Origin of the sequence: Pseudomonas sp. 2FG, assembly GCF_005502935.1 — a bacterium.
Classification (GTDB): Bacteria; Pseudomonadota; Gammaproteobacteria; order Pseudomonadales; family Pseudomonadaceae; genus Aquipseudomonas.
On the sequence record NZ_SCMP01000006.1, the window covers coordinates 14,320 to 36,874 of the forward strand.

Genomic DNA, 22,555 nt, shown 5'->3' on the forward strand with positions numbered 1-22,555 from the left:
CGGCCCACGCCTTGGCGCGGGTCCCACCTCCAACGATGAGCCACGCCCATGCTCTCCGAGCTGTTCAGCCTGTACTTGAAGATGCTGGTGCTCTATGGGCCCTTCTTCGTCCTCTCCTGCTTTATCAGCCTGACCCGCGGCTACACGGTGAAGGAGCGCAAGAAGCTGGCCTGGAAGGTCGCCGCCGGCGTGGTGATCGCCAGCCTGTTGTTGTACCTGTTCGGCCAGAGCATCTTCACCGTGTTCGGTATCACCATCGACGCCTTCCGCATCGGCGCCGGCAGCGTGCTGTTCATTTCCGCGCTGGGCATGGCGCAGGGCAGCCCCGTGGTGCAGAGCGACAACCTGCAGCAGGACGTCACCATAGTGCCGCTGACCATCCCGCTGACAGTGGGCCCCGGCACCATCGGGGCGATGCTGGTGATGGGCGCCGGCCAACCGCATTGGGACGATAAGCTGGTGGCCGTGCTGGGGATTGTGCTGGCCAGCCTGACGGTCGGCGTCGTGCTCTACCTCTCCGACCGCTTCGAGCGCCTGCTCGGCGAGCAAGGCTTGCAGATTGTCAGCCGGCTGATGGGCTTGTTCGTCTGCGCCCTGGCGGCGCAAATCATCTTCACCGGGGTGAAGAACTACCTGGTGCCGTAGGCGCGCAGCTTGCGCCTCGAGTGCGTTGTGCCCGCCGACCCCGTCCGCTTAGTTAGCCGATTCGGCTCCCCTTCATCGCCAAGCCGTAACCTTCTACAGCATCGCCCTGCCCTCTCGCGCTAAACTGCGCGGCTGTCTTTAACCGGAACACATCATGAATAACGCGCTTCCCGCTCGTGCCTGTGGCATCGATTTCGGCACGTCCAACTCCACTGTCGGCTGGCTACGCCCGGGCCTGGAGTCGTTGATCGCGCTGGAAGACGACAAGATCACCCTGCCTTCGGTGGTGTTCTTCAACTTCGAGGAACGCCGCCCGGTGTATGGCCGGCTGGCCCTGCACGAGTATCTGGAAGGCTACGAAGGCCGCCTGATGCGCTCGCTGAAGAGCCTGCTGGGCTCGAAACTGCTGAAGAGCGAAACCGCCGTGCTCGGCAGTGCCTTGCCGTTCAAGGACATCCTCGGCTTCTTTATCGGTGAACTGAAAAACCGCGCCGAAGCGGTGGCCGAGCGCGCGTTCGAAGAAGTGGTGCTGGGACGCCCGGTGTTCTTCGTCGACGATGACGAAAAAGCCGACCAGGAAGCCGAAGACACCCTGGTGGCCGTGGCGAAAAAACTCGGTTTCAAGGACGTCTCCTTCCAGTACGAACCTATCGCCGCTGCCTTCGATTACGAGAGCACACTCGAGCGTGAGGAGCTGGTGCTGATCGTCGACATCGGCGGCGGCACCTCGGACTTCTCGTTGATCCGCCTGGCCCCCGAGCGGCACATGCTCGCCGAGCGCCACGAAGACATCCTGGCCACCGGCGGCGTGCATATCGGCGGCACCGATTTCGACAAACAGTTGAGCCTGAGCGGGGTCATGCCGCTGTTCGGCTATGGCAGCCGGATGAAGAATCAGGCCTACATGCCCACCAGTCACCATCTCAACCTGGTCACCTGGCACACCATCAACGCGGTCTACTCGCAGCAGGCGCAGACCGCGTTGCGCAACATGCGTTACGACGCGCTGGACACCCCCGGCTTTGACCGCTTCTTCAAGTTGATCGAGCAGCGCGCCGGGCATTGGCTGGCGATGCAGATCGAGCAAACCAAGATCGAGCTGACCGAGGTCGAGCGGCGCACCGTGCTGCTCGACCGGATCGAGCCAGGCCTGGCGGTCGAGCTGGACCGTGCCGGCTTCGACGAGTCCATCGCCAGCCTGCTGGAACGCATCAGCGGTAGCGTCACGCAGTTGCTCGGCGCTGCCAATGTCAGCGCCGAACAGATCGACACGGTGTTCTTCACCGGCGGCTCCAGCGGCATTCCGGCCCTGCGCCAGAGCATCAATATGCTGCTACCCAACGCCCGGCATGCCGAGGGCAATACCTTCGGCAGCATCGGCAGCGGGTTGGCCATCGAGGCGAAGAAGCGCTACGGCTGACGCTGGCTCGCGGTGACTGGGAATCAGACGACTTCCAGCACCTCGAATTCTTGCCGCTGCTTGGCCACGCGAATCTCCACCCGCGCGCCCTGCGCCTTACCCAGCAGGCCCTGGCCCATGGGTGAGCGCGGGGTGATGACCATCACCTCTCGGCCGGCATCCATGACCTTCAAACCGGCGGCATCCGGGCCGAGAAACAGCATCCGTTGCGCGCCACTTTCCAGTTCGAGCAGCACCAGCGCGGTCAGTTGAATACCGCGCGACGGTTCGAAGGCCCGCAGCAGCAACTGCCGATAGGCCATTAATGCCTGCTCTATTTCGGCCACCCGCCTCGCTTGGCCGTGCGCCAGATAGCCGGCCTCCAGGCCGAGGGTGTCATATTTGTTTTCGGCAATATTCTCCTCATGGGTTGCCGCCTCATAGGCGGTTTGCAACGCGCCCTGCGCGACCTGCAAGTCGGCTACGAGCTTGTCGATGATCAGCTGATGGATACGTGGTTTATTCATGGTTCCGGTCATTTGGCAGCGAGACATAAGCCCAGGCGGCAGCCGTTAGTCGACCCCAGGCACAGTGTGTCGGTAAGCGCTGGGGTTTATGAAGCGCTTTCGAGTTTTCTGCTCCGCACGCGACAGTTGCCGCAGCCCATCACCTGGCTAAGCATGGCCAACATCGCCCAGACCAACCCGACCGGCAGGAGCCATCCATGGAAACCTTTCAGGCCGCCGCTGCGCTGCTCGCCCTACTCGCGCTAACCGCGTGCGGGGCCGGGGAGACTGCCGCAACGGCGGCCCTGCAGGCCAACGCGTTGAATAACCAGCGCCTGCAGCAGGCCACTGAACACGCGCAATAGCGCGCAATTTGGGTTGAGCTCCGCGCCAGCCGACCTACACTCTCCAGAGTCCCTGCCGTGAACGCTCCGCGAGTGTCCGGGCACCAAGCCTTGTACGCCTCCCAACCCTCACCACGAGGAAGCATCCCATGTACAAGCAAACCCTCGCAGCTGTATCTGTGCTGACCGCGCTGGCGGGTTGTGCCAGCAAATACGAGAACCCGATCGATTACCTGACCTACCGCGACGAGCCGCTGGTCAAGAACGTCGAGAAGGACATGAGCAAGCAAGAGGTCCTCGGCATTGGCGGCCAACCCTCGGCGGAAAGGGCGCGCACGGTGAATCCGGGCTCCTGCAACGACTACATCCTCAACGTCGACGGCCACCAGCAGCCTTATCACGTGAGCTTCGATTCGGCGGGCCGGGTGGACCACAAAGGCTATATGTCCTGCCAGGACATGGAGAACAACGAGCGCGCAAGGGAGCGCCCCGTCCACGAAGGGGGCTATTAGCCGTCCCCGGCCCCTCGAAGCAGCAACCGGCAGACCTTAGCTCCGCCTGGCGGCGCAAACAGCGAGCACGTCTGCGCGGCGACTGCCATAGTGTTGAGATGGTCACCGCCACCTTCCGCTTCTACGAGGAACTCAACGACTTCCTCCCGGCCGAGCGCCGCCGCCAGGCGTTCGCCTGCGTCTGCGCGCGGGCGGCAAGCACCAAACACATGATCGAGGCGCTCGGCGTGCCGCACACCGAGGTCGAGTTGGTGCTGGTCAACGGCGAGTCGGTGGGCTTCGAGCGGCTGCTTGAGGACGGCGACCGGGTGGCGGTCTATCCGAAGTTCGAGGCGCTGGACATCAGCTCGCTGCTCAAGGTGCGCGAGCAGCCCTTGCGGGTGCTGCGCTTTGTCGCCGACGCCCATCTCGGCGGGCTCGCCCATCTACTGCGCATGGCCGGCTTCGACACGCTCTACGACAACCACTTCAACGACCCGGAAATCGCCGAGATCGGCGCCAGTCAGGTGCGCATCGTGTTGACCCGCGACCGCGAACTGCTCAAGCGCCGGATCATCAGCCACGGCTGCTATGTGCATGCGCTAAAGCCCGCACAGCAGCTGCGCGAGCTGTTCGAGCGCCTGGACCTAGCCTCCAGCGCCCGGCCCTTCACGCTCTGCATCCACTGCAACCTGCCGTTGCGCGAGGTGGACAAGTTCGAGGTGCTGGAGCGCCTGCCACCCAAGGTGCGCCAACTGTATCAACGCTTTCTCACCTGCGAGCGCTGCCAGCGGCTGTTCTGGGAAGGCTCGCACTGGCGCAGCATGCGCGCGCTGCTGCAGCCCTTGCTGGACCAAGCCTAGGCGGGCGACAGGCCCCGTTCACTCAGCCAAACGGGGTTGAACAGGCGCTGGAAGTAGAGCCCGCCGCGGTCACACAACAGGGTCACCACGGTATGCCCTGGGCCCAGCTCGCGCGCCACCCGCACCGCGGCGACCAGATTGATCCCGGATGAGCCGCCGAGGAACAAGCCTTCCTCGCGCAGCAGGCGGTAAACCATGCTCACGCAGCTCTGGTCGTCGACCCGCACGGCGCCGTCGATCGGCGTGCCCTCCAGATTGGCGGTGATCCGCGTGGTGCCTATGCCCTCGGTGATGGAGCTGCCCTCGGCCTGCAGTTCGCCGCTCAACACCCAGTGGTAGAGCGCACTGCCCATGGGGTCGGCGAGGACGATGCGGACCTTGGGGTTGCACTCCTTGAGGTAGCGGGCGACGCCGGCCAGGGTGCCGCCGGTGCCGGTGGCGCAGACGAAGGCGTCCACCTGGCCCTGGGTATCGCGCCAGATCTCCGGCCCGGTGGTCTCGTAGTGCGCCTGGCGGTTGGCCAGGTTGTCGAACTGGTTGGCCCAGATCGCATTGGGCAATTCGTGGGCCAGGCGGCCGGCGATCTTCTGGTAGTTGTCCGGGTCCTTGTAGGGCTTGGCCGGCACCGGGCGCACCTCGGCGCCGAGCACCCGCAGCAGTTCCAGCTTCTCCGGCGACTGGTTGTCGGGAATCACGATGATGCAGCGGTAGCCGCGCGCGGCGCCGATATGGGCGAGGCCGATGCCGGTGTTGCCGGCGGTGCCCTCGACTATGGTGCCGCCGGGGCGTAGCGCGCCGCGCCGTTCGGCGTCCCGCACTATGGCGAGCGCGGCGCGGTCCTTCACCGAGCCGCCGGGGTTGAGAAATTCGGCCTTGCCGAGAATCTCGCAGCCGGTCTCGGCGCTGAGCCGGCCGAGGCGGATCAGTGGGGTGTTGCCGATACTGCCGATAAAGCCTTCACGGATGTCCATGCTGCACCTCCACCTGGCGCACGGGAAAGGCCGTTTGCACTGTTTCAGTCTAGCGCCCGCGCGGCGAAGGGCACGCCGAGGTTGCGCCGGTTCGGCTGCACGCCCCGCGGGTCTGGCGCTGTTATTTCCCCGGCCCCGGGAGCTGTTGCAGCAACAGAGCGCACGGGTTTGCCCGCGCGCAGCTGGGGGCGACAAACGCCTGAAAGCCCCGTCATAGAGCCATCCACACCAGCATCGACAGTGTTGATAGGCACTATCGAGCGGCTCAACTTCTTATTCCCGGCGCAGAATTTAGTATTGCCTCCGAACCCATTACCCCCGTTTTCCGGAGATCAGCATGAAAACCAAATTACTGCTCAGCCTGACCCTCAGCGTCCTCGCAGCCAATGTCTTCGCCTTGCCACGAGACGCGCAACCGACCTTTGAAGAAGTCAAAGACAGCCAGCAAGAAACCCGCACGCTAGATCGCAACCTAGCCGAAGGGGGGGCTGATCGCCTTCTGGAGCGCGTTCGTGTCGCAGCAGATGGCACTGAGCGCACGCCGGGCCAACAGCGCTTTCGTGTAGCCGCCGACGGCGCTGACCGCACCCTGGGGCAAAAGCGCTTTCGCGTAGCCGCCGATGGTGCCGACCGCACCCCCGGCCGGCAGCACCTGCGAGTAGCGGAAGGTGGCTCCGAGCGTTTGCTGGAGCAACGCCATGCGGGCTAAAGCGACGCCTCGCCCGAATAAAAAGCCCGGCCTGATGGCCGGGCTTTTTATTCTGCAGGCTTAATCAATCCGCCAACGGCTCGCGATTCGGCAGACGATAGATCCAGATGCGCCGCAGCACCGTCGCGAACTGCGCACTCAGCCGACCGCTGTTGTAGGTCTGCCCGTAACGCGCGGCGATCTCGCGCACCTCCACCGCCATGGCGGCATAGCGACGGGCCGGCAGGTCGGGGAACAGGTGGTGTTCGATCTGGTGGCTGAGGTTGCCGGTGAGAATATGGAACAGCCTGCCACCCTGCAGATTGCTCGATCCGCGCAACTGGCGCAGATACCAGTGGCCACGGGTTTCGCCCTGCAGCACCTCGCGCGGGAAGACCGCGGCCTGCGCAGTGAAGTGGCCGCAGAAGATGATGCTGAAGGTCCACAGATTGCGCAGCAGGTTGGCGGCGATATTTCCCGCCAAGACCGCCAGCCCATTGGCGCCGAGCGGCAGGGCCAGCAGCGGGAAGAACAGGTAGTCCTTGGCCCACTGCCGCAGCAGTTTGGCCTTGAACTGTTGGAGCAGCGGCCTGACTTCCTCCTTGGAAATCTTGCCCTTGTAGAGCTTGTCCAGGCGCAGGTGCTGGATCCCTATCGAGTACTGGAACAACACGGCCTGGATCGTCACCCACAGCGGCTGCCAGCGGTAGAACGGCTTCCAGCGCTGCTCGGGGAACAGCCGCACCAGGCCATAGCCGACGTCGTCGTCCATGCCCAGCACGTTGGTGTAGGTATGGTGGATATGGTTATGGGTATGCCGCCAGAAGTCGCCGGGGCCGGCGATATCCCAATCGTAGCTGCGCCCGGCGAACTCCGGATCGTTCATCCAGTCGTACTGGCCGTGCATGACATTATGGGCCAGCTCCATGTTCTCGAGGATCTTCGCCAGGCCGAGCAGGACGGTGCCGAGCAGCCAGGTCGGCGGGAACCAGCCGAACAACAGCAGCGCCCGGCCACTCCAGGCACAGCCCCGGGTGACGGCGCGGATACGGCGGATATAGCGGGCATCCTGCTCGCCCAGCTCGGCCTGGGTCCGTTGCCGCAAGGCATCCAGCTCGGCGCCGAAGGCCTGCAGCTCGGCGGCGGAAAGGTCGCGGTCGATGCGCATGGCGATCTCCTTATCGGTCATAGGGTGCGGTGTAACGCCGGTTATACATCCACCGCCACATCGCCCTGGGGGGCGCTGACGCAGAGGCGGATCGGCTGATTGGGTTCGCTGAACAGGGCGCCGCTGCGCAGATCGCGCACCGCACCGCTGAGCAACAGACAGGTGCAACTGGCGCAAATGCCCTGGCGGCAGCCGTGGGCCGGCCGCAGGCCTTCGGCTTCGGCCTGCTCCAGCAGGCTGCGCCGGCTGTCGCCCTGAACCTCCCGTTGCGCGCGGGCGAAACGCAGGCGCACCGGACGCACGGGCTCGGCCTGGTTGAAGGCCGGCGGACTAAAGGTCTCGACCTGCAGCTGACCGTCGCGCGGCGCGCCGTGCCACCAGCCCTGCACCTGCTCGACGAAGCCCGCCGGGCCGCAGGCGAACACGCTGCGCCGCTCGACATCGCCCAGCTCGTGCAGGTGCTCGGCGGCAAAGCGCCCACTCAGCTCGCCGGCCTGCGCCGGGTCGCCGCTCAGGGCCCAGCGCACCCGCAGATTGGCGTGCTGCGCCTGCAGGGCCTGCAACTCGTGGACGAAGGCGCGCTGGCCGTGCCGGCGCACGTAATGCAGCAGGGTGACGGGGGCGCCGAAGCCCTGCGCCAGGGCGCCGCGCAGCAAGCCGAGCAGGGGCGTCAGGCCGCTGCCGGCGGCCAGCAGCAGCACGCCCGGGGCCTGTTCCACCCAGCACAACTCGCCGAACGGCTGACCGATCTCCAGCACCTGGCCGACCGCGACCCAATCCAGCAGACGATTGGACAGACGACCGCCGGGCTGGCGTTTGATGGCGATCTCCAGACTGCCGTCGGCATGCAGTGCGGTCAGGCTATAGCTGCGGCTCAGGCGCACCCCAGCGACCTCCAGATACAGCCGCACATGCTGGCCCGGCCGCGCCCCACGCCAGTTGCCGTTAGGTTGCAGAGTCAGCGCCAGCATGTCGTCGGCGACCCAGCGCCGCCCCTGGACGCGGGCGAACACCCGGTTCAAGCGCCAGGTCGGATTGAGCAAGGCCAGCAACCCATCGATTTCGGCTTCGCGCAGCCAACGGCGAGCGGCCAGGGCGCGCAGCGGGCGCAACCAGGGCGCGAGGTAACGCACGGCAGACAGCGGGACAAGAGGCATGGCATGGACTCTCAGTGAACAGTTGTTCACTAACCTGACAGAGACGAAGCACTCCAGTCAACACTTGTTCACTGAAACCGGTTCGACGCCCGCAAAGCCCATTTGTTAAAGTGCCCGCAACTCCTTGAAAATCAGCCCTGCATGTCGCCGCGCACCCTCCAAAAACAGCAAACCCGCCAGGCCTTGATGGATGCCGCGCGCAACCTGATGGACAGCGGCCGCGGGTTTGGCAGCTTGAGCCTGCGCGAGGTGACCCGCAGTGCCGGCATAGTGCCGACCGGCTTCTACCGGCACTTCAGCGACATGGATCAACTCGGCCTGGCGCTGGTGACCGAGGTCGGCGAAACCTTCCGCGAAACCATCCGCAGGGTGCGGCATAACGAATTCGAACTGGGTGGGTTGATCGACGCCTCGGTGCGCATCTTCCTCAGCGCCGTCAGCGCCAACCGCTCGCAGTTCCTGTTCCTCGCCCGCGAGCAGTTCGGCGGCTCGCTGCCGGTGCGCCAGGCACTCGCCACCCAGCGCGAAGGCATCACCGCCGATCTGGTCGCCGACCTGCAATTGATCGACAAACTGCAACACCTGGACACTCCGGCCCTGGCGGTGCTCGCCGACCTGGTGGTGAAAACCGTGTTCGCCACCCTGCCGGAGCTGATCGACCCGCCCGCCACGGAGCTGCCCGCACACCTGACCCCGCAAGCGAAGATGATCCAGCAGCTGCGTTTCATCTTTATCGGCACCAAGCACTGGCAAGGCCTGGGCAGCGCACAGGGCTAAAGCTCGACGCGCAAATCGCATAGCCGCAAACCCAGGCGGCGTGTGGATACCCTGCTGCGCGGATTGAGGGCGAATCCGACATTTCTCCGCCGTTGTCGGACGCCATGTCTTGTTGCCCTCGTTCTCTCGTCACACCTTTGTCATAGTCTGGGCGTTTGCTGTGCCACGCCCGCCACCTTGTCTGGAACACGCCATGCTGCGCTTCGCCCGCTTCCTGCTCGCTCCACTGCTACTGATAGTTGCCGCGCTCGGCGTACTGGCTCTGACCAGTACGCCTACCAGCACCCCGGCGGTGCTCGCGACCCTGGGTGACGAGCCGCTGGTGATCGCCCATCGCGGCGGCCGCGGGCTGTGGCCGGAAAACAGCCTGTTCGCCTTTGAGCGGGCCAACGCGTTGGGCGTCGACATGCTGGAAATGGACCTTCGGCGCAGCCGTGATGGCGAGTTGGTGGTGATCCACGACGCCAAGGTCAACCGCACCACCAATGGTTCGGGCCAGGTCGCCGAGCTCGACCTGGCCGAGCTGCAAGCGCTGGACGCCGGCTACCGCTGGAGCGCCGACGGCGGCGAAAGCCACCCGTACCGCGATCAGGGCATCCGCATCCCGACCTTCGCCGAGGTGCTCGCGCGCTTCCCGCAGAAGGCCAAAGTAGTCGAGATCAAGGTGCCGGATATCGGCATGGAAGCGCAGTTGTGCCAGTTGCTCGAAGCCAGCGGCCAGCGTGATCGGGTGCTAGTCGGCAGCTTTTACGAGCGCAGCCTGCAACAGTTTCGCGAAGTCTGCCCGGGCGTGGCCACCTCCGCCGGGCCGACCTCGGTGCGCCTGCTCGTCGCGTTGAATTGGGTCGGTCTCGGCACGCTGCTGTCGCCGTCTTACCAGGCCCTGCAGATCCCTTTACGCAGTGGCAGCCTGGAAGTCGCCAGCAACAGCCTGCTCGACACCGCACAGGCGCGCGGCCTCAATGTGCAGCTGTGGACCATCAACGAGCAGCCGGCGATGCGCCACCTGCTCGACATGGGCGCCCAAGGCCTGATCACCGATTACCCGGATCGCGCCCTGCAACTGCTCGGGCGCTCGACCCAAGTCAGCGCGCTGAGCGCTCAATAGCGAAGCCCGCCCACGACTGGCTCACCGGCATCAACTCCAGGCTGTTGATGTTGATGTGGGCCGGTTGGTTGAGCACCCAGAAAATTGTCTCGGCAATGTCTTCCGATTGAATCGCCTCGGCGCCCGCGTAGGTCGCATCGTACCTAGCCTGATCACCGCCGAAACGCACCAAGGAAAACTCGCTCTCGCACAGCCCCGGCTCGATATTGGTCACCCGCACGCCGGTGCCTTGCAGATCGCAGCGCAGGCTCAGCGAGAACTGCCGCACGAACGCCTTGGTCGCGCCATATACATGGCTGCCCGGATAGGGATAACTGCCGGCGATCGAGCCCAGGTTGAGGATGCTCGCGCCACGCCCATGGGCGATCAGCCGCGGTAGCAGCAGGCGGGTGCTGTACATCAGGCCCTTGATGTTGGTGTCGACCATGGTGTCCCAGTCATTCAGATCGCACTGCGGCGCCGGGTCCGTACCCAGCGCCAGCCCGGCGTTATTGATCAGCCCGCGCAGCTTGGCGAACTTCGCCGGCAAGGTGGCGATCGCCGCCTCCATCGCATGCCGGTCCCGCACATCGAGTTCCAGCGGGTACACATCGGTGAGTGCCGACAACTCATCACAGAGCGCCTGCAGGCGGCTCGCGCGGCGGCCACTGAGCACCAGCGACCAGCCGGCCTGGGCAAAGCGCCGAGCACAGGCTTCGCCGAAGCCGGACGTGGCGCCGGTAATAAACAGGGTCGAAGTCATAGCGTTCTCCTTGAGCGACTACTCGCCGCGAAACCCAGCCATCAACATGGCCAGGCACAACGCAGCCCTTGGGTAGCGCGCAACAGCGTCGGGCTGCGCGCTCAATCAGCCATAGGGTACGCCATCGTTTTCAGCTTGGCGCGGCGGCACGCAAGCTGATCCACTCCCGCCAGCGAACATATGGTCAAAAAACGTACAGTTTTGCCGAAGCCACGCCAGGCGAGGTTCAAGCCCAGCTTTACCCACCTTATCCACAGTTCGCTCCACAGGCTCCTGGGATAACTTTTCCACAGCGGCCTCAGGCTTGCGCTAAATCCTTGAAAAAGCAGCTTTATCCCTTGACTCCGAAGTGACAGACGTGCCGCCCATGGCAATTCAAGGCGCCTGATCAAATCCTAATCAATCGGCGCAAAGCCTTACCGGCTATGGGCTCGAGACATTGCTCCCGCACTTACCCACAGGCCTACCCACAGTAGTTGGGGGCAACTCTGCAAAGTGCATCAAACGACAGTGGATAAAGTGGATAAACCGCTGTTTTAACTCTAAAAACCCTATTGATCAAAAAATCACCAAAGCCCGCAAGAGCGCTACCGCTATGGCTGCCTGATAGCTCTACCCACCTTATCCACAGAACGCCCCACAGCTTTTGGGGACAACTTTGTGCTTTTACGCAAGCATGGGCGATGCGGCGATGGACAATCTTGCTCTCACAGCACCGGCGGCTGCTCGAGCAAGGCCCGGGCGGCGATCAGGTCTTCCAGGGCATAGCCCACCGACTTGAACAGGGTGATCTCCTCTGCGTTGTCGCGCTGCCCACGGCCGTGCAGCAGGTCGCTCAGCTCGAGATGGATGTCCGCCTCGGTAATCGCGCCCTCGCCGAGTGCAAACAGCAGGTCACCCGCCTCCTCCAGCGCACCTGCGCGGGTGTCCACGACAATCCGTGCGCGGGCGACCGCGGCCGAATCGGTCTCACGCATGCTCGGCAGAAAGGCCCCGACCAAATCCAGGTGCGTACCCGGCTTGAGCCAGGCGCCCAGCACCAGCGGGGTGCGAGAGTTGGTCACACAGGTGATGCTGTCGGCCTGCTCGACACTGCGTTGCAGGTCGGCTGCGGCGCTGACCGGATAACCTTCGCCAGCCAGCTGTTCGACCAGCGCCGCGACTTTTTCCGCACTGCGCCCCCAGATCTGCACCTGCTGGTAAGCGCGCACCGAGCAGTGCGCCCGCACCATATGCGCCGCCAGGGTGCCGCTGCCGACGATCAGCAAGCGCTGCGCATCGCGGCGCACCAGGTAGTCCGCGGCCAGTGCGGAGGTGCAGGCGGTGCGCCGTGCGGTCAGCTCCGAGGCTTCCAGCAGGGCCAGGGGCTGGCCGCTGACGTCGTCGAACAGGGCGAAGACCGCCGCTACCGAAGGCAGGCCGCGCGCGCCGTTGTGCGGAAACACCGTGACCAGTTTCACACCGATGCCCTGGCCGCTTTGCCAGACCGGCATGTGCAGCAAACTGGCCTCGTCAGGCAACGCCTGGCAGCCACGCACGGGCGCCTCGCAAGGCTCGGCCAGGCCTTTTCGCAAGGCTTCGATCAGTGCGGGATAAGCCAACGCCGCAGCGACGTCGGCATTGGTGAAAAAACGCAGGCTTTGCATCGAATGACTCCTTGGGCCGCCCCTCCTTCACCTCGCGCACCGGAAGAGGTCGACAAGATCGATGGGGAGGAAAACGGCAGCATTGCGGTTTGCGTTGAAGGTGGCGGCGGTGCATCCCTCACCGCCAGCCCTCTCCCCCCATCGGAGGGAGGGGGCGACCAGCACTAATGCCCGCCGAGGTAGGCGTTACGCACTTCCTGATTGACCAGCAGTTCCTGCCCCGTGCCGGTCAGGCGAATCTCGCCGTTGACCATCACGTAGCCTCGATCGGAAAGCCGCAGCGCATGGTTGGCGTTCTGCTCCACCAGGAAGATGGTCATGCCGGTCTTGGCCAGTTCGCGCAGGGTCTGGAAGATCTGCTTCACCACGATCGGCGCCAGGCCCAGGCTCGGCTCGTCGAGCAGCAGCAGCTTGGGCCGACTCATCAACGCCCGGGCGATGGCGAGCATCTGCTGTTCACCGCCGGACATGGTCATCGCCCGCTGATTGCGCCGCTCCTTGAGCACCGGGAACAGATCGAACATGCGTTGCATATCCTCATCCGCATGCTCGTCGCCGATTGGGATGGTGCCCATCAGCAGGTTTTCCTCGACGCTCATGTCGGGGAAAACCCGCCGCCCTTCCGGTGACTGCGCCACGCCGTTGGAGGCGACGTAGTGCGACGACTTGTGGGTGATGTCCGTGCCGCGATAGATGATCTGCCCGGCCGCCGCCCGCGGCTGGCCGAAGATCGACATCAGCAGGGTGGATTTACCCGCGCCGTTGGAGCCGATCAGGCTGACCGTCTCACCTTCGTTGATATGCAGCGACACCTGCTTCAACGCCTGGATCGGGCCGTAGAACACGTCTATGGCTTTTAGTTCGAGAATGGGTGCGCTCATGCCGCCGCCTCCTTGCCCACGCCGTTGGAGGAGTCCACCCAGCCCAGGCTGACCGTCTCACCTTCGTTGATATGCAGCGACACCTGCTTGAGCGCCTGGATCGGGCCGTAGTACACATCGATGGCTTTCAGTTCGAGAAGTGGCGCAGTCATACCAGCTCCTCCTCGTCCGCGCCCAGATAGGCGGCGATCACCTTGGGATCGTGGCGGATCGCCTGGGGCGGCCCTTCGGCAATCACCTCGCCATGGTCGAGCACCACTATGTGATCGGAAATGCTCATGACCATGCCCATGTCGTGCTCGATCAAGACCACGGTGAGATCGTGTTCGTCGCGCAGCAGCCGGATGATGCGGCTGAGCGCTTCGGTCTCGGCCGGGTTGAGGCCGGCCGCCGGTTCGTCCAGGCAGATGATCTGCGGCCGCGTGCACATGGCCCGGGCGATTTCCAGGCGGCGTTGCTGGCCGTAGGACAGTTCACCGGCCAGGCGGTTGGCGCAGTCCACCAGCTCGACCACTTCCAGCCAGTAGAAGGCGTGGTTCAGCGCCGCCTCTTCGGCCTTGCGAAACCCCTTGGTATTGAAGATCCCGGCGAGCATGTTGTGGTTGATCCACATGTGCTGCGCCACCAGCAGGTTCTCGATCACCGACATTTCCCGGAACAGGCGAATGTTCTGGAAGGTCCGTGCCAGCCCCGAGCGGTTGACCAGATGGGTGCCGCCGAACATCTTGTAGAAGAGCCGGCTGCCGAGGGTTTTCAGGGAGATGAAGTCCGTCGCCCGGAAGGGCTCACCGAGCACCTTGATCACGTCGGTGGTGGCGCCACGGGCCTGCATCTTGATGCTGCCGCCGGTGGCTTTGTAGAAGCCGGTCAGGCAGTTGAACACCGTGGTCTTGCCAGCGCCGTTGGGGCCGATCAGGGCCGAGATGCTGTTGCGCTTGATCTTCAGGCTGACATCGTTGAGCGCCTTGATCCCACCGAAGTGCATCATCAGGCGGTCCACGGACAGGACGATTTCGTCGCTCATGGCGCTACTCCCTTACGCGGAACGAAGCCACTGCGGCTGATCCGGATCAAGCCACGCGGACGCCAGATCATCATCAGCACCATCAGCAGGCCCAGCAGCAGCACCCGGTATTCGGCGAAGGTGCGCAGCAACTCCGGCGCCACCGTCAGCACGAAGGCGGCGATCACCACCCCCACGGTCGAGCCCATGCCGCCGAGTACGACGATGGCGAGCACCATCGCCGACTCGAAGAAGTTGAACGACGACGGGTTGACGAAGCCTTGATAGGTGGCGAAGAACACCCCGGCCAGGCCGGCAGTGGAGGCACCGAGCATGAAGGCCGAGAGCTTCACCAGCACATGGTTCAGGCCCATGGCGCGGCAGGCGATCTCATCCTCGCGCAGCGCTTCCCAGGCGCGGCCGACCGGCATCCGAGTGAGGCGGTGCTTGATGTAGAGCACCAGCATCACCACTAGGAACAGCACAACGTAGATGAACAGGAACTTGATGTTGGGGTTATAGGCGAGGCCGAAGAACTCATGGAACGGCACCCCGCCATCCTTGGCCCGACGGGCGAACTCCAGGCCGAAGAAGGTCGGCGACGGCGCCGGCATGCCATTCGGGCCGCCGGTGAAGGACAGCCAGTTGTTGAGGATCAGGCGGATGATTTCACCGAAGCCGAGCGTGACTATGGCCAGGTAGTCGCCGTGCATGCGCAGCACCGGAAACCCCAGTAACGCCCCGGCCAGCGCCGCCATCAGCGCCCCCAGCGGCAGCACCGTCCAGAAGCCCAGGCCGAGGTACTCATAGCCCAGCGCCAGCCCGTAAGCGCCGATGGCGTAGAACGCCACGTAACCGAGGTCGAGCAGCCCGGCCAGACCGACCACTATGTTCAGGCCGAGGCCGAGCAGCACGTAGATCAGGCCGAGGATCACCACCGTCAGCAGGTACTTGCTGGCGAAGAAGGGAAAGATCACCGCCAGGACTATGACCAGCGGGATGATCCAGCGCAGGCGGGTCTTGTAATCCGGCGCCAGCACATGCACACCCGAACCGGTGGTTTCGAAGGTCTCGGCGATGGCCAGGCCTTTGCTGGTTTGCATGAACAGGCTGATGGCGAAACGGCCGAGCACCACCGCCGCGATGATCCAGCCGACCCGCGCGAACTGCAGATTGAAGTTGTAGCCGTCGAGCACTACCCCGACGATCGGGCCGAATACGATCAGCGCGATCAACCCGGCGAGAATCGCATCGACCAGACTCTTCTTGAGGTCCAGAGACTTGCTATGAATGGCTGCGGACATGCTTACACCTTTGCCACGTGTGGGCGACCGAGTAGCCCTTGTGGTCGAAAAATCAGAATCAGCACCAACAAGGAGAAGGAGAACACGTCCTTGTAGTCGGTGTTGACCATGCCGGAGAACTGCGCCTCGGCCACGCCGAGAATGATGCCGCCGAGCATCGCGCCGGGCAGCGAGCCGATGCCGCCGAGCACGGCGGCGGTGAACGCCTTGATGCCGATGATGAAGCCGGCATAGAAGTCGAAGGTGCCGTAGTTCATGGTGATCAGCACGCCGGCCAACGCGGCCATGGCGGCGCCGATGACGAACACGTAGGAGATCACCCGGTCGGTATTGATGCCGAGGATCGAGGCCATCTTGCGGTCCTGTTGGGTCGCCCGGCACATCCGCCCGAGCTTGGTGTGCTGGATCACATAGGTCAGCACGCCCATGCCGAGGAAGGAGGCGATCAGGATGAAGACCTTGGTATAGGTCAGCTGCACATAGCCCTCACCGATGCTCAGCTTCAGCGCGCCGTCGAGCAGCGTGGGCACGCCTTGCTGGCGTGCGCCCTGGCTGATCTGCACGTAGTTCTGCAGGATCAGCGACATGCCGATGGCGCTGATCAGCGGGGCCAACCGGGTCGAGTTGCGCAGCGGTTTATAGGCGATGCGCTCGATCACCCAGCCGTACACGGCGGTCACCAGAATGGTGAACAGCAGTGTGCCGAGGATCAGCAGCGGAAAGGATTCCAGGCCGAAGTAGGCCAAGAGCGCCAGGGTGATGGCCGAGAGGTAGGCGGAGATCATGTACACCTCGCCATGGGCGAAGTTGATCATGCCGATGATGCCGTAAACCATGGTGTAGCCGATGGCGATCAGGCCGTAGACCGACCCGAGGGTCAGCCCGTTGATCATTTGCTGCAGGAAAATACCGTCCATTGACTCAGTCTCGTCTGTTGGGGCAACCGGCCTGGGGTTCGGCCGGTCTCCTCAAGTGAAATCAGACGGGTACTGCTGAACAACCTCGGCACTGAATGCGGCGGTGAGCGCGGTTGACGACTCAGCAGTTCCCGGAAGGCACCAACCGCTCAGGCGCGGGTAGCATCTGAGCGGTTAGCCGAGCCAGGAACCTGTCGGGCTTAGGCGTCCGTAGCGAGAAAGTCTGGGATTGAGACTGTTTTTTCACTCAGCCGAGGCGAATAGCCATTCTCTTTAACGAGGCTGAGTGAAAAAACGGGCCAATATCCAGGCTTTCGCAGTAGGACAGTCCTAAGTCCGACAGGCTCCTAGAGCTTACTGCTGGTGGTATTTGCCCTGCGCGTCCCACTCGTAGACCACGTAGTCGGAGACCTTCAGGTCGCCCTTCTGGTCCCATTCCTTCTTGCCCAGCACGGTCTGCACCGGATGGCCTTTCAGCCACTCGCCGGCCTTGGCCGCATCGTTAGCGCCGGCGCCATTGAAGCCCGCCGCCAATGCCTGCAACGTGGCGTAGGCATACAGGGTGTAGCCTTCCGGCTCGAAGCCGCCGGCACGGAACTTCTCGATCACCGGCTGGCCGTCCGGAATCTTCCGCGGGTCGGCGCCGAAGGTCATCAGCACGCCCTTGGTGTACTGCGGCCCGCCGGCGGTGGTGACCAGTTCGTCGGTGACTATGCCGTCGCCGGAGAGGAAGACGGCGGTCAGGCCCTGCTCGCGCATCTGCCGCACCAGCGGGCCGGCCTCCGGGTGTAGGCCGCCGAAGTAGACCACTTCGGCGCCGGAGGCGCGCAGCTTGGTGACCAGCGCGTTGAAGTCTTTCTCGCCGCGGGTCAGGCCCTCATAGAGCACTTCCTTCACGCCGCGCTTGGCCAGCTGGGCCTTGGTCGCATCGGCCAGCCCCTGTCCGTAGGTGTCCTTGTCGTGAAGGATGGCGACCTTCTTCGCCTTCAGCGTATCGACTATATAGTTGCCGGCGACTATGCCCTGCTGGTCGTCACGCCCGCACATGCGGAACATGCCGGACAGGCCACGCTCGGTGACCACCGGGTTGGTCGAGCCGGGAGTCATGGCGAGCACGCCCGCCTCGTCGTACACCTCGGAAGCCGGGATGGTCGAGGAGGAGCAGAAGTGGCCGACCACGGCCAGCACCTTGTCCTGATCCACCAGGCGGTTGGCCACGGCCACGGCCTGTTTCGGCTCACAGGCGTCATCGGCCTTGACCAGCTTGATCTTTTCCCCATTGATGCCACCGGCAGCGTTGATGTCTTCCGCCGCTTGGGAAGCACCGCGCCAATATTGTTCACCGAAGGATGCGTTGGCGCCTGTGTGAGGGCCAGCTACACCGATTGTTACGTCCGCCTGTGCGACGGCAGAGATTCCTAATGCAGTGGTAACTGCGAGAGCCAGAAAGCCTTTTCTGAAAATCTTCTGCGACATGGAGTTTTGCTCCTGAGGGGTTTGAGTTGCGCTCGTACTTCGGGGAATAACGAGAGCAAGTGGCGTGCCATTATTTTTTATATTTTGAGATCGCCCTTAACGTCTTTTTTGTGCGCTGCTTACCTCATATTAAGTGTTTTAAATCAGATACTTACTCAAATAAAACAGGAAGCCTAAAACATCTCTTGACGCAGCATCGGCGCAATCCGTCAATACGATAAGTAACAATAGACAGAGGGCTGATATTTGCACATGCCTGGTGCGCAATCCACTGTCCCGCGCACTGCGGCGAACCGCCCGAAAAACCGTGAAAATCCCGCCGTGGTTCGAGCCAAATCCGCGTAAACCCCAGCCCCCAAAACACCGGCCTCAGTGCCGCACAGATGCCCCGGAATGATCACCGCAAAAACGACCTCCAGCATTCAAATAACGACACGCAAACATTGCCCCGCGTGATACAGCGAGAAGCCCGCCTCATACAAACAACTGCGCAGGCCGGCCGCGGTAACGCTCCGCATGGGCTGTAACGGCATAGGTAACGCTTGCGCATCCCCACTCACCAGGTAATCGGCGAAGGCCTTGCCCACCACACTGCCGGTGGTGACCCCGCGACCGTTGTAACCGGTCACCGCGACCAGGCCCGGCGCCGGCTCGAACAGGCGCATCAGGTGATCGGGCGTGAAGGCGATGGTGCCGGTCCAGGTGCTTTCCCAGTCCACGCGTCCCAGCTCGGGAAAGTAATGCTGCTGGATCCGATCGGCCCAGGCCCGCAGGAACCAGGCCGGTTTACTCGTACCACTGCCGAGGCTGCCCAGCAGCAGACGGCCCGCGGCATCCCGGCGAATACTGCTGAGCACTTGCCGAGTATCCCAGGACCCTTGGCCGCCCGGCAGGATGCGCGCGGCCGCTTCGCTGTTGAGTGGCGCGGAGGCGACCTGATAGTAGAAACCGGGAAAGAAATTGCGCCGCAGTTCGCTCCACTCGCCTTCGGTGTAGGCATTCGAGGCGATCACCACCTGCTCGGCATTGACCGCGCCGCGCTCGGTGATCACGCACCAGGTCGAGCCTTGACGCTCCAGGCGGGTGACCGGCGAATGATGGAACAACTTGCCGCCCAGCTGGGTTACCGCCCTCGCCAGGCCGCTGGTGTACGCCATCGGATTGAGCGTGCCGGCGCGCCGATCGAGCAGGGCCGCCGCAATCCGCCGGGTACCTGTCGCTTCGCTGCACGCCGCGCCGGTCAACATCTCCACCGGCGCACCGCGACGCTGCCACTGCCCGCAACGGCTTTGCAGATCGGCCAGACCGCGCGCGTTATGCGCCATGTGCAGGGTGCCTTCGCGGCGTGCCTGGCAGTCGATGGCGTATTTGTCGATCAGCGAAAACACCAGTGCCGGTGCCGCCCCCATGGTCGCCACCAGCTTGCTGCCGACCGCCTGACCCAGCCCGGATTCGACCTCGTCCGGCGCGATCCACATGCCGGCGTTGACCAGCCCGACGTTGCGCCCCGAGCCGCCATGCCCGGTTTCGTGAGCCTCCAGCACGCACACGCTTTTACCTTGTTCGAGCAGGTGCAGCGCGGCGGACAGCCCGGTGATGCCGGCGCCAATCACGCAGACATCGACCTTCAGCTCGCCGCTCAGGGCGTTGGCTGTTGGCCGCTCGGGCGTCAGTTGTTCCCACAGGCATTCTTGGCGCAGCGTCATTCCCGAATCCTTATCGACATAGTTCCTGTAGGCGCGGCGTTAGCCACACTTACGCAGGCAACTCGAACAGCGTCGCAACTCAATCAAAGCTAATACCTTGGGCCAACGGCAGTTCGTGGGAGTAGTTGACCGTATTGGTCTGCCGGCGCATATAGGCGCGCCAGGCATCCGAGCCGGACTCACGACCGCCACCGGTTTCCTTCTCGCCGCCGAAGGCGCCGCCAATCTCCGCGCCGCTGGGGCCGATGTTGACGTTGGCGATGCCGCAATCGCTGCCGAGCGCCGACATAAACAGCTCCGCCTCACGCACGTCGGTGGTGAAGATGCAGGAGGACAGCCCCTGGGGTACGGCGTTGTTCAAGCGCAGCGCTTCGTTGAAATCGCGGTAGCCGATCACGTAGAGAATCGGCGCGAAGGTTTCAGTGCAGACCACTTCGCTCTGCTCCGGCATTTCGACTATGGCCGGCGCCACGTAATAGGCGTCGGGGAATTGCTCGGCCAATTGCCGGGTGCCGCCGAAGACCTTGCCGCCCTCGCTCGACGCCTGCTCCAGCGCGTCCTGCATGCTGTCGAAGCCGTGCTTGTCGATCAGCGGGCCGACCAGGTTGCCTTCCAGCGGGTGACCGATACGCACCTTGGCGTAAGCGGTCTGCAAGCGGCTGACGATCTCGTCTTTGACCGACTCATGGGCGATCAGGCGCCGCAGCGTGGTGCAACGCTGCCCGGCCGTGCCGATGGCGCTGAACAGGATGCCGCGTACCGCCAGATCGAGATCGGCGCTTGGCGCCAGGATCATCGCGTTGTTGCCGCCCAGCTCGAGAATCGAGCGGGCGAAACGGGCCGCCACTTTCGGCGCCACTTCACGGCCCATGCGGGTGCTACCGGTGGCACTGATCAGCGCCACGCGCGGATCGTCCACCAAGGCCGCGCCCGCCTCCCGCGCACCGATCATGACTTGGCTGAGATAAGCCGGCGCCTCACTGAATTGCTTGGCCACGCCATCGAACAGCGCCTGGCAGGCCAGTGCCGTCAGCGGCGTCTTTTCCGAGGGCTTCCACACCACCGAGTTGCCACAGACCAGCGCCAGCGTGGTATTCCAGGCCCATACCGCGACCGGGAAATTGAAGGCGCTGATCACTCCGACTACGCCAAGCGGGTGCCAGGTCTCGCGCATATGGTGGCCGGGGCGCTCGGAGGCGATGGTCAGACCGTAGAGCTGGCGCGACAAGCCGACGGCGAAGTCGCAGATGTCGATCATCTCCTGCACCTCGCCCAGACCTTCCTGGGTGATCTTGCCGGCCTCCCAGGACACCAGCTCGCCGAGTTCGGCCTTGTGCTGGCGCAGCGCTTCACCGAACAAGCGGATCAGCTCGCCGCGACGCGGTGCCGGCACCTTGCGCCAGGCCTGGAATGCCTGCTCGGCGCGGCCGATCTGCTGCTCGACTTCGGCGCCACTCTGCAGCTGCACCGTGCCGATCTGGCTGCCGTCTATGGGTGTGTGGACGGCATGACCGCCCTGTTGATAACGCTGCGGGTCGACGCCCAACTTATCGAGCAATGAGGCAACCATGAGTTCTGCACCTGAAGTGATTGAGGAATGGCAAGCAATGACAGCAGTAATAGCTGGACTGTTGCGCGCCAACAAACGACCTTTACTCCGTATATCATTCCGTTTAGTCATGCTTAAACCTTCCCCAATCCAATGAGGCTCGCCATGCTCAAGCGCCATATGCCCTCACTGACCGCCCTGCAATGCTTCGAAGCCGTGGCGCGGCACCTGAGTTTCACCCGCGCCGCGGAAGAACTGAGCCTGACCCAGAGCGCCGTGAGCAAGCAGGTCGCGCAACTCGAGGAACTGGTTCAGCATTTGCTGTTTCGCCGCGTGCGCCGCAGCCTGCAACTGACGCCCGCCGGCTCGCTGTACCTGGTCGAGGTGCGCAAGATCCTCACCCAGGTGGAGATGTCCACGCATTACCTGCGCTCCTACGGCGGCGAGACCGAGGTGCTGCGGGTTTCCACGCTGCCGACCTTCGGCTCGCGCTGGCTGATCCCGCGACTCAAGGGCTGGCGCCTGCGGCATCCGAATATCCATCTGGATGTGCGCAATGAGCTGGAACCCGACGATCTGGCGCAAGGCCGCAGCGACGTGGCCTTCTTCTACGGCCAGAGCGCGCGACCCGGGGCCGAGTGCATCAGATTGTTCGGCGAGGAAATGGTCCCGGTCTGCGCGCCCAGCGCCTTGCCGGCCGAACCTTTCAGCGATCCGACCCAGTTGACCGAACTGGTGCTGCTGCAAAACGCGACCCGCCCGGAGGCCTGGCACGAGTGGTTCCAGAGCCAGGATCGGCATACCGAACACAGCTATCATGGGCCACGCTTCGACACCTTCTACATGTGCATCCGCGCCGCCCAGGTCGGCTGCGGCGTCGCGCTGTTGCCGCGGTTCCTGGTGGAGGAAGAGCTGGCCGAAGGCAAGCTGGTGATCCCTTGGCAGCACAGCCTGGCGAGCAGCAATGCCTACTACCTGGCCTATGCCGAACAGGCCGCCGAGGTGCCGAAGGTGCGCGACTTTGTGCGCTGGATACTCGAACACCTCGAGGTGCCGCCAGAGCTGTAGGCGGCGTTACCCTGCCGACGGCTGCCGGCTGCTCGCTGGCGCACGAAGACCGCAGCGGCCAACAAGAATAAATGGAATGAACCCGGCATTTTTTTTCACTTGCGACCCGCGCCTGGGCCGGCTTTTATACAGGCTCGCCTTCACCG

General features: G+C 63.8%; 23 protein-coding genes. 9 read left to right on the forward strand and 14 right to left on the reverse strand.

Features of this window, described 5'->3' with window-relative positions; all coding sequences use genetic code 11:
• The first annotated feature begins 48 nt into the window (after positions 1-48).
• Positions 49-645 (forward strand): MarC family protein, encoded by a 597-nt coding sequence (locus FFS13_RS07855; RefSeq protein WP_137818548.1) that lies wholly within the window; start codon positions 49-51, stop codon positions 643-645.
• A 154-nt stretch (positions 646-799) separates the two neighbouring features.
• Entirely contained in the window at positions 800-2,065 is a 1,266-nt protein-coding gene (locus tag FFS13_RS07860) for an Hsp70 family protein (RefSeq protein ID WP_137818549.1), read from the forward strand.
• A gap of 23 nt (positions 2,066-2,088) precedes the next feature.
• Here FFS13_RS07860 and FFS13_RS07865 read toward each other — a convergent pair whose 3' ends face one another.
• Positions 2,089-2,571, reverse strand: a complete 483-nt coding sequence (locus FFS13_RS07865; protein ID WP_137818550.1) for a GreA/GreB family elongation factor — start codon at positions 2,569-2,571, stop codon at positions 2,089-2,091.
• 197 nt (positions 2,572-2,768) lie between these two features.
• On the opposite strand from FFS13_RS07865, the gene FFS13_RS19720 reads away from it, so the two are divergent.
• The 3 genes from FFS13_RS19720 to FFS13_RS07875 all read left to right on the forward strand — a co-directional run bounded on the left by FFS13_RS19720 (position 2,769) and on the right by FFS13_RS07875 (position 4,248).
• The gene (locus tag FFS13_RS19720; protein ID WP_171006443.1) at positions 2,769-2,915 is read left to right on the forward strand and encodes a hypothetical protein; all 147 of its coding nucleotides are present in this window, start codon (positions 2,769-2,771) and stop codon (positions 2,913-2,915) included.
• Positions 2,916-3,043: 128 nt separating this feature from the next.
• The gene (gene osmE, locus FFS13_RS07870; RefSeq protein ID WP_137818551.1) at positions 3,044-3,406 is read left to right on the forward strand and encodes an osmotically-inducible lipoprotein OsmE; all 363 of its coding nucleotides are present in this window, start codon (positions 3,044-3,046) and stop codon (positions 3,404-3,406) included.
• 98 nt (positions 3,407-3,504) lie between these two features.
• Entirely contained in the window at positions 3,505-4,248 is a 744-nt protein-coding gene (locus tag FFS13_RS07875) for a Mut7-C RNAse domain-containing protein (protein WP_137818552.1), read from the forward strand.
• On the opposite strand, the gene FFS13_RS07880 is transcribed toward FFS13_RS07875, so the two are convergent.
• Positions 4,245-5,219, reverse strand: a complete 975-nt coding sequence (locus FFS13_RS07880) for a cysteine synthase A (RefSeq protein ID WP_137818553.1) — start codon at positions 5,217-5,219, stop codon at positions 4,245-4,247. The genes FFS13_RS07875 and FFS13_RS07880 overlap by 4 nt on opposite strands.
• A gap of 337 nt (positions 5,220-5,556) precedes the next feature.
• Here FFS13_RS07880 and FFS13_RS07885 point away from each other — a divergent pair, with 337 nt between their 5' ends.
• Positions 5,557-5,928, forward strand: a complete 372-nt coding sequence (locus tag FFS13_RS07885; RefSeq protein ID WP_137818554.1) for a hypothetical protein — start codon at positions 5,557-5,559, stop codon at positions 5,926-5,928.
• A 64-nt stretch (positions 5,929-5,992) separates the two neighbouring features.
• Here the strand turns inward: FFS13_RS07885 and FFS13_RS07890 are convergent, their stop codons facing one another.
• A complete protein-coding gene (locus FFS13_RS07890) occupies positions 5,993-7,096 on the reverse strand; it encodes a fatty acid desaturase (protein WP_137818555.1) in 1,104 nt (367 codons plus the stop codon).
• A 20-nt stretch (positions 7,097-7,116) separates the two neighbouring features.
• Positions 7,117-8,232 (reverse strand): flavin reductase family protein, encoded by a 1,116-nt coding sequence (locus FFS13_RS07895; protein ID WP_137818556.1) that lies wholly within the window; start codon positions 8,230-8,232, stop codon positions 7,117-7,119.
• A gap of 141 nt (positions 8,233-8,373) precedes the next feature.
• Between FFS13_RS07895 and FFS13_RS07900 the strand changes: the two genes are divergently transcribed.
• Both FFS13_RS07900 and FFS13_RS07905 read left to right on the forward strand, forming a co-directional pair.
• Positions 8,374-9,009 (forward strand): TetR family transcriptional regulator, encoded by a 636-nt coding sequence (locus FFS13_RS07900; RefSeq protein WP_137818557.1) that lies wholly within the window; start codon positions 8,374-8,376, stop codon positions 9,007-9,009.
• Positions 9,010-9,202: 193 nt separating this feature from the next.
• The gene (locus tag FFS13_RS07905; RefSeq protein WP_137818558.1) at positions 9,203-10,117 is read left to right on the forward strand and encodes a glycerophosphodiester phosphodiesterase; all 915 of its coding nucleotides are present in this window, start codon (positions 9,203-9,205) and stop codon (positions 10,115-10,117) included.
• Here the strand turns inward: FFS13_RS07905 and FFS13_RS07910 are convergent.
• From FFS13_RS07910 to FFS13_RS07955, 10 genes are all read right to left on the reverse strand, one after another.
• A complete protein-coding gene (locus FFS13_RS07910; RefSeq protein WP_137818559.1) occupies positions 10,095-10,859 on the reverse strand; it encodes an SDR family oxidoreductase in 765 nt (254 codons plus the stop codon). The two genes, FFS13_RS07905 and FFS13_RS07910, sit on opposite strands and share 23 nt — an antisense overlap.
• A 707-nt stretch (positions 10,860-11,566) precedes the next feature.
• Positions 11,567-12,505 carry an ornithine cyclodeaminase family protein gene (locus FFS13_RS07915; RefSeq protein WP_137818560.1) on the reverse strand — a complete coding sequence of 313 codons (939 nt, stop codon included), beginning with the start codon at positions 12,503-12,505 and terminating at the stop codon, positions 11,567-11,569.
• Positions 12,506-12,669: 164 nt separating this feature from the next.
• Positions 12,670-13,386 carry an ABC transporter ATP-binding protein gene (locus FFS13_RS07920; RefSeq protein ID WP_137818561.1) on the reverse strand — a complete coding sequence of 239 codons (717 nt, stop codon included), beginning with the start codon at positions 13,384-13,386 and terminating at the stop codon, positions 12,670-12,672.
• The gene (locus FFS13_RS07925) at positions 13,383-13,538 is read right to left on the reverse strand and encodes a hypothetical protein (RefSeq protein WP_371922941.1); all 156 of its coding nucleotides are present in this window, start codon (positions 13,536-13,538) and stop codon (positions 13,383-13,385) included. The genes FFS13_RS07920 and FFS13_RS07925 overlap by 4 nt, the downstream gene beginning before the upstream one ends.
• Positions 13,535-14,410 carry an ABC transporter ATP-binding protein gene (locus tag FFS13_RS07930; RefSeq protein WP_137818562.1) on the reverse strand — a complete coding sequence of 292 codons (876 nt, stop codon included), beginning with the start codon at positions 14,408-14,410 and terminating at the stop codon, positions 13,535-13,537. The genes FFS13_RS07925 and FFS13_RS07930 overlap by 4 nt, the downstream gene beginning before the upstream one ends.
• Positions 14,407-15,693, reverse strand: coding sequence for a high-affinity branched-chain amino acid ABC transporter permease LivM (gene livM, locus FFS13_RS07935; RefSeq protein ID WP_137818563.1), 1,287 nt, complete (start codon positions 15,691-15,693; stop codon positions 14,407-14,409). The genes FFS13_RS07930 and livM overlap by 4 nt, the downstream gene beginning before the upstream one ends.
• Before the next feature lie 2 nt (positions 15,694-15,695).
• Positions 15,696-16,610 carry a branched-chain amino acid ABC transporter permease LivH gene (locus FFS13_RS07940; RefSeq protein WP_137818564.1) on the reverse strand — a complete coding sequence of 305 codons (915 nt, stop codon included), beginning with the start codon at positions 16,608-16,610 and terminating at the stop codon, positions 15,696-15,698.
• 354 nt (positions 16,611-16,964) lie between these two features.
• Complete coding sequence (locus FFS13_RS07945; RefSeq protein ID WP_137818565.1) at positions 16,965-18,086, reverse strand: branched-chain amino acid ABC transporter substrate-binding protein; 1,122 nt, start codon at positions 18,084-18,086, stop codon at positions 16,965-16,967.
• A 422-nt stretch (positions 18,087-18,508) separates the two neighbouring features.
• Positions 18,509-19,792: an FAD-binding oxidoreductase gene (locus FFS13_RS07950; protein ID WP_137818566.1), complete on the reverse strand. Its 1,284-nt coding sequence runs from the start codon at positions 19,790-19,792 to the stop codon at positions 18,509-18,511.
• Positions 19,793-19,871: 79 nt separating this feature from the next.
• Positions 19,872-21,362: an aldehyde dehydrogenase family protein gene (locus FFS13_RS07955; protein WP_137818567.1), complete on the reverse strand. Its 1,491-nt coding sequence runs from the start codon at positions 21,360-21,362 to the stop codon at positions 19,872-19,874.
• Between the two features lie 144 nt (positions 21,363-21,506).
• On the opposite strand from FFS13_RS07955, the gene FFS13_RS07960 reads away from it, so the two are divergent.
• Positions 21,507-22,409 carry a LysR family transcriptional regulator gene (locus FFS13_RS07960; RefSeq protein WP_137818568.1) on the forward strand — a complete coding sequence of 301 codons (903 nt, stop codon included), beginning with the start codon at positions 21,507-21,509 and terminating at the stop codon, positions 22,407-22,409.
• Positions 22,410-22,555 lie beyond the last annotated feature (146 nt).

Excerpts from the sequence above, each read along its gene's own strand:
- FFS13_RS07860 (WP_137818549.1), top strand. The coding sequence starts at position 800 with ATGAATAACGCGCTTCCCGCTCGTGCCTGTGGCATCGATTTCGGCACG.
- FFS13_RS07955 (WP_137818567.1), bottom strand. The coding sequence starts at position 21,362 with ATGGTTGCCTCATTGCTCGATAAGTTGGGCGTCGACCCGCAGCGTTAT.
- osmE (WP_137818551.1), top strand. The coding sequence starts at position 3,044 with ATGTACAAGCAAACCCTCGCAGCTGTATCTGTGCTGACCGCGCTGGCG.
- FFS13_RS07895 (WP_137818556.1), bottom strand. The coding sequence starts at position 8,232 with ATGCCTCTTGTCCCGCTGTCTGCCGTGCGTTACCTCGCGCCCTGGTTG.
- FFS13_RS07920 (WP_137818561.1), bottom strand. The coding sequence starts at position 13,386 with ATGAGCGCACCCATTCTCGAACTAAAAGCCATAGACGTGTTCTACGGC.
- FFS13_RS07950 (WP_137818566.1), bottom strand. The coding sequence starts at position 19,792 with ATGACGCTGCGCCAAGAATGCCTGTGGGAACAACTGACGCCCGAGCGG.
- FFS13_RS07910 (WP_137818559.1), bottom strand. The coding sequence starts at position 10,859 with ATGACTTCGACCCTGTTTATTACCGGCGCCACGTCCGGCTTCGGCGAA.
- FFS13_RS07945 (WP_137818565.1), bottom strand. The coding sequence starts at position 18,086 with ATGTCGCAGAAGATTTTCAGAAAAGGCTTTCTGGCTCTCGCAGTTACC.
- FFS13_RS07875 (WP_137818552.1), top strand. The coding sequence starts at position 3,505 with ATGGTCACCGCCACCTTCCGCTTCTACGAGGAACTCAACGACTTCCTC.
- FFS13_RS07925 (WP_371922941.1), bottom strand. The coding sequence starts at position 13,538 with ATGACTGCGCCACTTCTCGAACTGAAAGCCATCGATGTGTACTACGGC.
- FFS13_RS07930 (WP_137818562.1), bottom strand. The coding sequence starts at position 14,410 with ATGAGCGACGAAATCGTCCTGTCCGTGGACCGCCTGATGATGCACTTC.
- FFS13_RS07940 (WP_137818564.1), bottom strand. The coding sequence starts at position 16,610 with ATGGACGGTATTTTCCTGCAGCAAATGATCAACGGGCTGACCCTCGGG.
- FFS13_RS07880 (WP_137818553.1), bottom strand. The coding sequence starts at position 5,219 with ATGGACATCCGTGAAGGCTTTATCGGCAGTATCGGCAACACCCCACTG.
- FFS13_RS07915 (WP_137818560.1), bottom strand. The coding sequence starts at position 12,505 with ATGCAAAGCCTGCGTTTTTTCACCAATGCCGACGTCGCTGCGGCGTTG.
- FFS13_RS07855 (WP_137818548.1), top strand. The coding sequence starts at position 49 with ATGCTCTCCGAGCTGTTCAGCCTGTACTTGAAGATGCTGGTGCTCTAT.
- livM (WP_137818563.1), bottom strand. The coding sequence starts at position 15,693 with ATGTCCGCAGCCATTCATAGCAAGTCTCTGGACCTCAAGAAGAGTCTG.
- FFS13_RS07960 (WP_137818568.1), top strand. The coding sequence starts at position 21,507 with ATGCTCAAGCGCCATATGCCCTCACTGACCGCCCTGCAATGCTTCGAA.
- FFS13_RS07885 (WP_137818554.1), top strand. The coding sequence starts at position 5,557 with ATGAAAACCAAATTACTGCTCAGCCTGACCCTCAGCGTCCTCGCAGCC.
- FFS13_RS07905 (WP_137818558.1), top strand. The coding sequence starts at position 9,203 with ATGCTGCGCTTCGCCCGCTTCCTGCTCGCTCCACTGCTACTGATAGTT.
- FFS13_RS07865 (WP_137818550.1), bottom strand. The coding sequence starts at position 2,571 with ATGAATAAACCACGTATCCATCAGCTGATCATCGACAAGCTCGTAGCC.
- FFS13_RS07900 (WP_137818557.1), top strand. The coding sequence starts at position 8,374 with ATGTCGCCGCGCACCCTCCAAAAACAGCAAACCCGCCAGGCCTTGATG.
- FFS13_RS19720 (WP_171006443.1), top strand. The coding sequence starts at position 2,769 with ATGGAAACCTTTCAGGCCGCCGCTGCGCTGCTCGCCCTACTCGCGCTA.
- FFS13_RS07890 (WP_137818555.1), bottom strand. The coding sequence starts at position 7,096 with ATGACCGATAAGGAGATCGCCATGCGCATCGACCGCGACCTTTCCGCC.